The 8194-nt window shown below is 74.7% G+C and carries 6 protein-coding genes; 5 read left to right on the top strand and 1 reads right to left on the bottom strand.

From position 1 onward, the window contains the following. The 5 genes from P1V51_23885 to P1V51_23865 form a co-directional block, all read left to right on the top strand. A partial coding sequence (locus P1V51_23885) for a hypothetical protein (protein ID MDF1566096.1) occupies positions 1–3299 on the top strand: 3299 nt, incomplete at its 5' end. Then, a complete protein-coding gene (locus P1V51_23880; protein ID MDF1566095.1) occupies positions 3292–4389 on the top strand; it encodes an archaemetzincin in 1098 nt (365 codons plus the stop codon). The genes P1V51_23885 and P1V51_23880, both read left to right, overlap by 8 nt. After that, on the top strand, positions 4386–5000 hold the full coding sequence (locus tag P1V51_23875; GenBank protein ID MDF1566094.1) for a hypothetical protein: 615 nt from the start codon (positions 4386–4388) through the stop codon (positions 4998–5000). Before P1V51_23880 ends, P1V51_23875 begins: the two co-directional genes overlap by 4 nt. A 137-nt stretch (positions 5001–5137) precedes the next feature. After that, positions 5138–6838, top strand: coding sequence for a phosphodiester glycosidase family protein (locus P1V51_23870; GenBank protein ID MDF1566093.1), 1701 nt, complete (start codon positions 5138–5140; stop codon positions 6836–6838). Between the two features lie 10 nt (positions 6839–6848). Beyond that, on the top strand, positions 6849–7442 hold the full coding sequence (locus P1V51_23865; protein MDF1566092.1) for a DUF6151 family protein: 594 nt from the start codon (positions 6849–6851) through the stop codon (positions 7440–7442). Here the strand turns inward: P1V51_23865 and P1V51_23860 are convergent. Continuing rightward, positions 7439–8053, bottom strand: a complete 615-nt coding sequence (locus P1V51_23860; GenBank protein ID MDF1566091.1) for a lipocalin family protein — start codon at positions 8051–8053, stop codon at positions 7439–7441. The two genes, P1V51_23865 and P1V51_23860, sit on opposite strands and share 4 nt — an antisense overlap. Positions 8054–8194: the final 141 nt, after the last annotated feature.

Raw genomic sequence — 8194 nt, 5'->3', positions numbered from 1 at the left:
AGCTGCCCCGACCCCCCCTCGCCTACGAACCCGAGCTCTACGCCCTCGACCTCTCCGAGCTCAGCGAGGCCGACGACGAGGCGCTCGCCGCCCGCTTCGCCGAGGAGCTCTTCGGCGGCATCGATCTCGAGGCGGCCCGCAAGGCCTTCGTCTCTCCCTCGGCCGCGCGGGCCGCCGAGCCCCGCCGCCACGAGGCGGCCCGCAACACCCTGCGGCGCCTGCGCGCCGACGCCGGCGAGCTCGCCCGGGACGAGGAGCAGCTGGCCGCGCTCGGCCGCGAGCGGGATCGCGCTCTTCGGGCCACCCGCGAGCTCGGCACCGTGGAGGCCCTCCTCGAGCTCCTCGAGCTGCGTCAGGGCCTGGCCGAGCTTCGGCGGCAGCGCGCCTCGCTGGAGGAAGGAATCGAGGCGGTCGAGGAAGACGCGCCGGCCCGCCTGGCTTCGCTGCGGCGGGCGCGCGCCGAGGCCGAGGCGGCGCTCGCCGAGACCCGGGGCGAGGTCGCCCAGCTGGAGGACGACGAGGCGCAGGCGGCCTTCGCGAGCGAGGCGCCTCCGGCCGAGGCGGTGAAGGCCCGCCGGGCGGAGGCCGAGGCGCTCCGCCAGCGGGCGGGCGAGCTCGAGCGCGCCCGGGCGGCCCTGGAGGCGGCCCGGGAGGACGAGGCGGAGATGGGCCGCGCCCTCTTCGGCCCGCCGCCCGGGGAGTCCCCGGAGGGGCCGCTGAAGGAGGAGCAGGTCCGCAAGCTGCACCACGCCCTCGAGGAGCTCACCGGCAAGCTCGCCGAGCGCGAGGGCGCGAGGCGGATCGTGGTCGAGCTCGAGCAGTGGCTCGAGCGCGACCAGGAGGCGACCCGGCAGCGCTCGCTCCCGGAGGACGTCCTCGCCCTGCGCCAGGGCAGCGAGGCCCTGCGCGACTGGCTGATCGTGAGCCCCGAGCCCGCGGGGCGCGGGCGGGGCCTCCTCTTCGTCCTCACCCTCCTCGCCGGCGTCGGCCTCGGCGCGCTCCTCGGCGCGATCTTCCTGGGCCTGCGCCTGCCCACCCTCCTCGGGCTCCTCGGCGGGGTCATCGTCCTCGGCGGGGCGAGCTTCTTCCTGGCTCGCTGGACGAGCCGGCCCCGCGACACCGGGCGGCGCGCCGCCCTGGAAGAGGCCGCCACCCGGGCCGGGGTCCTGCCCGAGGCCTGGACCCGCGAGGCGGTCACCGCTCGCCTCACCGAAGCCTGGGAGGCGCTCGCCGGCCGGCAGACCACCGACGAGCAGCTCTCCCGGGCCCGGCTGCGCTCGGGCGATCTCGACGAGGCCGCGGCGAAGCTGCAGGACGAGGCGGCCGAGACCTTCCTGGCCCTGGGGCTCTCCCCCGAGCTCCCGGCCCTCACCGCCCACGAGCGAGCCCAGCGGATCATCCGCCTGGTCGAGGCCCGCAGCGAGCTCGCCCGCCAGCGTCAGGCCGTCGCCACCCTCGAGGGGGAGCTCGAGTCCGACCGGCGCGCCCTCGGCGGCTGGCTGGAGGGCCTGGGCGTCGAGCTCCCCGGCACGGCCGAGGGGCTGGTCCACTGCCTGGAGGAGGTCGAGCGGCGGGCCGGTCGGCTCGACGACCTTCGCCGGCAGCGGCGGGAGGCCGAGCGGCGCCTCACCCGCGACGGCGAGGCCCTCGCGCGCCGCGAGGAGGAGCTCACCGCCGCCTGGGCGGGCTGGGGCGTCGCCGCCGGGGACGAGGCCACCCTCCACCGCCTCGCCTCGGCCCGGCCCGGGCTCGACGCCCTCGAGGAGGCCCTGCGCGTGGCCGAGGGCGAGCTCGCCCGCAGCGAGGCCCGCCTCACCGACGAGGCGCTCGCGCCCCTGGGCGTCGACCGCGAGGCCGTCACCCGGGAGCAGCTCGAGACCCTGAAGGCCCGGCTCGAGGGGGAGGCCGAGAGCCTCGCCCGGGTGAGCGATCGGATCTCCGACATCAAGATGATGGTGAAGCAGGCCGGCGACGCGAGCGCCATGCAGGAGGCCCGCGCCGAGCTCCACGCCGCCTCCGCGGCCCTCGAGCGCGCCCGCGACGAGGCCCTCGCCCGGGCGCTGGCCGACCTCTTCCTGGTGGAGGCGCGCGACGCCTTCGTCGCCGATCACCGGCCCGAGCGCCTCGAGCGGGCCTGCCGGCTCTTCGCCGACTTCACCGACCACCAGTGGGAGCTCCAGATCGATCACGTGGAGGGGACCTTCACCGCCCTCGACACCTCGCAGCAGCTGCCGCGCACCCTCGACGAGCTCTCGAGCGGCACCCGGGTTCACCTCCTGCTCGCGGCGCGCCTCGCCGCCATCGAGGCCCGGGAGAAGGGGGGCCCGGCCCTCCCCCTCTGCCTCGACGAGCTGCTCTCGACCACCGACCCCCACCGCTTCGAGGAGGTCGCCGGCACCCTCTTCGAGCTGGCTGCGGGGGGGAGGCAGATCTTCTACTTCACGGCCCAGCCCGAGGAGCTCGAGCGATGGAGAGAGGCCGCGCGTCGCCGCGGCGACGAGGGCGAGGCCCTCCTCAACACGCTCCCGATCCGCGCCGGCCTCGTGGCCGAGGACTGGGGGGAGGGCCGCTCCATCGCCCCCTCCGCCGCCGACGCCCTCGCGCCCCCCGCTCCGCCGCCGGGCGGGGACGCCGACGCCTACGCCCGCCTCCTGAAGATCCCCCGCCCCGAGGGACACCGGATCGCCGAGGCCTGGCACCTCCTCCACCTGCTGCCCGACGACCTCCCGGCGGTCCACGCCCTGCTCCTGCAGGGCGTACGGACCCTCGGCATCTGGCGCAGCGCGTGGGGCGACCCCGGCCTCCCCGGCCGGGCTCCCTTCCTGGCACCCGAGCTCCCCGCCCTCCTCGACCTGCGCGGGAAGCTCCTCGAGGAGACCCTCGCGGCCTGGCGCCACGGGCGAGGCCGGCCCCTGTGCTGGCGCGACGTTCGCGAGAGCGGCGCCGTCAGCGGTGCGCTCGAGGAGCGGGTGCGGGCGATCTTCGAGGAGCGCGGCCCGGACGCCGAGGCCTTCCTCGCGGCCCTCGAGGAGGCCTCCATCCGCTTCAACAAGAAGAAGCAGGCGCAGCTCCGGGCCCACCTGCTCGAGCAGGGCGTCCTCTCGGAGGACGCGCCGCGCCCGGACGAGACGATTCTCGCGGTGGTCCTGGCGCGGAGCTCGGCCCTCCTTGCGCGAAGCGGCGTCGACGAGCGCGAGGCGGTCACCTTCGTCCGCCACCTCCTCGGCCTGCTCTCGCCCCTCGCGCCGGGCCCGCGCCAGCGCGCGCTCTTCGTGGTGGAGGGGGGCGGCGATGCCTGAGGCGCCGGCCAGCAGCCGCCAGGGCGCGCTCTTCTCGCGGCGGGGCCTGCTGGCCATCACCTTCCTGTGCACCCTCGTCCTGCTCCTCGGGGGGGTGGCCACGCTGAAGCGCCGGAGCGCCGCCGCCGCGGGCCTCGCGCGCAAGCCGAAGAAGCACGCGGCGGCCGCGCTGCGCCATGAGGCTCTCGGCCCGCCCTACGACGAGCTCAAGCCCCTCTTCCTGGCGATGGGCGCCCCCATCCCGGGCGACTGGCTCTACGAGCACTCCGAGCCCGGCCAGCCGGTGGCCGAGTACCTCGCCTCGAACCCCCGGCGCCCCACCCCCGAGCGCCGCACCCTCTACCTGCAGCCCATCGGCGACTTCGACGAGACCCAGCAGCGGCTCATCGACGACACCCTGCGGTGGACCGAGGCCTTCTTCGGCCTGCCGACTAAGCTGCTGCCGCCCATCCCCCTCTCGGCCGTCCCGGAGGAGGCAAGGCGCGTCCATCCCAGCTGGGGCGTGAAGCAGCTCGACGCCCGCTTCCTGCTCAACGACCTGCTCCTCCCCCGGATCCCCGCCGACGCCATGGCCTACCTCGGCCTGACCACCGTGGACCTCTTCCCCGAGCCGAGCTGGAACTTCGTCTTCGGGATGGCCAGCTACCGCCAGGGGGTTGGGGTCTGGTCCATCGCCCGCTTCGGTGATCCCTCCGAGAGCGAGGAGGCCTACCGCGACACCCTGATGAGCACGGCGGCCACCGCCACCCACGAGATCTTCCACATGTTCTCGGTCTCGCACTGCGTCGCCTGGGAGTGCCTCGAGAACGGCAGCAACAGCCTGGACGAGTCGGAGGGCCGCCCGATCCACCTCTGCCCTTCCTGCCTGAAGAAGCTCTGCTGGAGCACCGACTGCGAGCTCACCGCCCGCTTCGAGCGGATGGAGCAGCTCTCCAAGCAGCTCGGCTTCACCTTCGAGGCCCGCTACTACCGCAAGGCCCTGATCAAGCTCGGCGCCGCGCCCCCCGACTCGCTGCCCCCCTACGTCCCGCCCGATCCCGAGCCGGAGCCCGCGGCGCCGCCGGCGCCGGCGGAGGAGGCGGCGCCGTGAGATCGAACCGGCTCGCGATCCTCCTCGCCCTCCTCTTCCTCTCGGGCGTCGGCCTCGCCCTCTCGGGGATCTACGGGGGCGTCGAGGCCGACCTCGAGGATCTCTGCGCCGCCGCCGCCGCCCGGGAGCTCGATCCCTCGCTCGGCGACGAGGAGAAGGTGGCGCTGGCCTTCGAGGACTTCGACGAGCAGAGCCCCGGCCGGGGCGCCCGGGACATCCTCGCGGCGGTGCTCGCGGCCGCCCCCGAGGAGCGCTACGCCCGCCTGCTGCGCTCGGCCCACGCCAGCGGCGACGCGGTCTATCAGTGCCCCCCGCTCCAGCGCCTGCTCGGCCCCCACCCCGCGGGCAGCGCCGCCGGGGACTGGCAGCGCCTCTGCGATCTGCTGGTCGAGCTCGAGACCCTGCCGGGCCTCCCCACCGCCGAGCGGGAGCAGCGCCTCCTGCGCCGCTACCGGATGGAGCCGGGGAGCGAGGCGATCGCCGAGGCCCTGCGGCTGCCCGCGGCCGCCCGGCTCCCGGCGCTGCGGGCCGCCGTCGAGGCCGAGACCGGCCGCCCTCCCCGCGCCTGCGGCCTGGACGCGGTGCTCGCCGGACCGGCGCTGGCCCCGTAACGCATCGTTACGGCGCCGGGCGCGAAGGATCTGGACGGCCTGCCCCGCCAGCCGACGCCCCTGGCCCGGCGCCCGGAGAGAAGCCGTCTGATTCCAGTGGCTTGGCTTAGGTCCGGGTCTTGCTCTGTCTTGGGATCATGCGAACCCTGCGCCCGCTCCCTGGCCTCCTCCTCGTCCTCCTCGCGGCGCTGGCGCCCGCCTCCCCGGCCCGGGCGGTGAGCCTGAGCCTGCAGAGCGAGAGCAGCCCGGAGCCCGGCCTCACCGTCCGCCACTACCGGACCAGCAGCCCGAGCACCCGGATGTGGGTGGCCCTGGTCGACCTCTGCAGCGACCGGGTCCACGTCGACGCGACCTTCGCCCCGGACGGCCTGCAGACCACCGGCGCCTGGGCCAGCAGCCAGGGCGCCGTGCTGGCGGTGAACGGCGACTTCTACAAGACCGGGCCGCGGGTCTACGGCCAGGCCGTCGGCCGCGGCGTGCCCTGGCCCCTCGAGCAGACCGGCACCGATCCCGCCTACGGCTCGGAGTGGTTCTACGAGAAGTACGGGTGGATCGCCTTCGGCCCGGACTGGGTGGAGTACAGCCACTCGAAGCGGGTGAAGCGAAACGGCGGCCCCGCCACCGGCTTCTCGCCCGGCCGGGTCACCGCCGAGGTGCCCCCGGGGACCCTGGCCCTGGTCAGCGGCTTCCCGGAGCTGGTGGTCGACGGCGCGCCGGTGACGTGCTCGAGCCCGACCGCGAGCGACTGCTTCCCCGATCGCTCGGACATGCGAACCCGCCACCCGCGCACCGCGATGGGGATCACGGCCGATCGCCAGACCCTCATCCTGCTGGTGGTCGATGGACGCACCAGCCTCTCGGCCGGGATGTACGGGGCCGAGCTGGCCGAGGTGATGGGGAAGCTCGGCGCCCACGTCGCCTTCAACCTCGACGGCGGCGGCTCCAGCCAGATGTGGCAGGAGGGCGCGGGCTACCTGAACGACGCGAAGGGGAACAACGGCGGCGGCTCCTACCGGGCGGTCGCCAACCACTGGGGCGTCTTCGCCGGCAGCGGCACCGGCAAGCGGCGGCGGCCCGGCCACTGCGCCAGCCGCCCCCCCTGCAAGGTCCTCGGCCCCGGGGGCGGGACCGTCGACGAGCAGGGTTCCTGCTTCCAGGCCTTCGGCCCCAGCCAGTACTGGCGGGAGGTCGATGGCTCGGGCGAGGGCGGCCACCTGCGCTGGACGAACGCCTTCCGCTCCGACCTGCCGAGCAACTGGGCCTGGTGGCAGCTGCACCCCGAGCAGGCGGGCCGCTACCGGGTGGAGGTGAGCACCGATCCGGCCTACGCGGTCTACGCCGACACCCCCTACCTCCTGCACACCGCCGCCGGCGATCACGCCATCGTCCAGGACCAGACCCTGGGCAGCGGCGGCTGGGTCTCCCTGGGCAGCTTCGAGTTCGGGGCCGGCCGGGGTCAGTTCCTCGCGGTCTACGACAACGCCGAGGTCAGCGTCCCCGCCGACCAGCACATCATGGCCGACGCCGTGCGGCTCACCCCCGATCCGCTCGAGCCGCCGCCGGAGCCCGATCCCCCGGCCGAGGATCCGCCCGCCGGGGACCCTCCGGGGGTGACCGATCCTCCGGCCGAGGATCCTCCGCCCGGCGAGCCCCCGGTCGAGGATCCGGCGGCCGACCCCCTCGATCCCTCCGATCCTCCGCGGGACGACGGCGCCTTCACCGGCGCCGGCACCGCGGGCTGCAGCACCAGCGGCGCGCCCGGGAGCGCGCTCGCCCTCGTCCTCCTCGCGCTCCTGGCGCTGCGCTTCTCGTTTGCACCCAGGACGCAGCCACTCTAGCGTTCGGGCGATGCCCACCGAGATCCCCCTGAAGTGCCGCTGCGGCGCGATGACCGGCGTCGCGACGAACGTGAAGGAGCTCTACCGGATCGTCTGCTACTGCCGGTGGTGCCAGGCCTACGCGAAGCACCTCGGCCGGGAGGACGAGCTCCTCGACGCGCAGCAGGGCACCCACGTCTACCAGTTCGCGCCCTCGCAGATCCGGCTGCTCACCGGGCAGGAGCACCTGCGCTGCCTGCGCCTCACCGCGAAGGGGGCGATGCGCTTCCACGCCCAGTGCTGCCAGACCCCCATCGCCAACACGGTGGAGCAGGCCTGGGTGCCCTGGCTGGGGATGCCCCACCTCTTCCTGGACGGCGAGCGCGAGCCGGGCTTCGGGCCGGTGCGCTACCGGGTCCACGGCCGGCACGCGAAGGATCCCCACCCCGCGGCGCACCCCAAGGGGTCGGCCTCCCTCGTCCTGAAGACCCTGGCCGGGATGTCCCTGGACTACCTGCGGGGCAACGCCTGGCCCTCGCCCTTCTTCGATCGCGCCTCGAAGAAGCCGGTGGTCGATCCCCGGATCCTGCGCGACGACGAGCGCGCCGCGATCGGCCTGCGCTAGAGCGGCGAGCCGACCTCGGGGGGTGTGGCCTCTGACTCGGTCTCGGTCTCGGCCTCGGGCCGGGGCGGGTGGAGGGTCTTCACCAGCCGCTCGAGCTCGTAGTGCTGCGCCTTCAGCCGCTCGAGGATGCCGGCGTAGACCGCCTCCTCCAGCCAGGGCTGCCGGGAGAGGATCCAGAGGTAGTCGCGGCCGGGGTGCCCGACGACGGCGTACTCGTAGTCGGCGCCCAGGTCGATGATCCAGTAGTCGCCCCAGAAGGGCCGGAAGAAGCTGACCTCCAGGCGGGCGTTGGTCTCCGGGTCGACGACGCGCGCCCGGCCCTTCGCCTCGTCCTCCTTCGCCTCGAGCCCGCCGCGGCGGCAGCGGTTCACCACCACGATGTGCCCCTCGGGCGCCAGGCTGTAGTTGGCGGTGGTCGCCGTGCAGCCCTTCTGGAAGGACTGGGGGAAGGCGGCGATCTCGTACCAGGTGCCGAGGTAGCGCTGGAGGTCCACCGACGCGACGGTCGTGAGGGGCGGCGCGCCCAGCCGCTGGGTGGCGGTGGTCCGGCAGCCGGGGAGGAAGGTGAGCGCGAGGCCCAGGAGGAGGGGGTAGAGAGCGATCTTTGCCATTGCGGACTCCGTTCTCGGCAGGTAGTAGCCGCGTTCTGGGAGAGGATAGGTCATCGCCCGAACCCCTGCACGGTTTGTTCGGTGGCGAACTGGCACTCGAACGTGCTGAAATACCTGGCGGAAGCGGGCCCATCCCCGGGG

Source organism: Deltaproteobacteria bacterium (assembly GCA_029210625.1).
Lineage (GTDB): Bacteria > Myxococcota > Myxococcia > SLRQ01 > SLRQ01 > JARGFU01.
This window is presented reverse-complemented; position numbering and strand designations above follow the sequence as displayed.

Bases quoted from the DNA above. Each gene is read 5' to 3' on its own strand.
- P1V51_23860 (MDF1566091.1), bottom strand. From the start codon at position 8,053: ATGGCAAAGATCGCTCTCTACCCCCTCCTCCTGGGCCTCGCGCTCACC.
- P1V51_23870 (MDF1566093.1), top strand. From the start codon at position 5,138: ATGCGAACCCTGCGCCCGCTCCCTGGCCTCCTCCTCGTCCTCCTCGCG.
- P1V51_23880 (MDF1566095.1), top strand. From the start codon at position 3,292: ATGCCTGAGGCGCCGGCCAGCAGCCGCCAGGGCGCGCTCTTCTCGCGG.
- P1V51_23865 (MDF1566092.1), top strand. From the start codon at position 6,849: ATGCCCACCGAGATCCCCCTGAAGTGCCGCTGCGGCGCGATGACCGGC.